We start from the raw sequence: 500 nt of genomic DNA on the forward strand, positions 1-500 counted from the left end.
ACCTGCTTGCGGGCTTCGCGCGCTTCGCGCCACGCATCGACGGCGGTGCGCGTGCCCTTTACGGCGCGCTTGCTCACCGGCGCGGACTTCGCGACGCCTTTCTTGGCGGGGGCCTTGGCCGACGACTTGGTCGGAGCCTTCACCAGTTCTTTCGCGGCAGCCTTCGTGACGGTTTTCGGCGCGGGCTTCGCGGCCACACTCTTGGTGGCGGCCTTGGCGGCCTTGGGCGCCTTGACCGGAGCGGCTTTCGCCGGAGTGGTCTTTGCCGCAGTGGTCTTTGCGGAAGCGGCCTTCGCGGGAGCAGTCTTCACCGGGGCGGCCTTCGCCGGAGCCGCCTTCGTCGGAGCTGCCTTAGCCGAAGCAGCCTTCACTGGAGCGGCTTTCGCGGCCGGCGCCTTGGCGGGGACGGCCTTCGCCGGCTTGGCCATCGCAGCCTTCTTGGCCTTGGCCACGGGCTTCGGCGCTTCGACCACCGGAGCGGCCTTTCGGGCCGTCACTGC

The 500-nt window shown here is 70.0% G+C and carries 1 pseudogene; it reads right to left on the reverse strand.

Annotated elements, in window-relative coordinates:
- Positions 1 to 473 (reverse strand): annotated as a pseudogene (locus tag HUK84_RS23830) (hypothetical protein); the annotation flags it as partial.
- Between the last annotated feature and the right edge of the window lie 27 nt (positions 474 to 500).

It is taken from the genome of Nguyenibacter vanlangensis (assembly GCF_013376155.1).
GTDB classification, from domain to species: Bacteria; Pseudomonadota; Alphaproteobacteria; order Acetobacterales; family Acetobacteraceae; genus Gluconacetobacter; species Gluconacetobacter vanlangensis.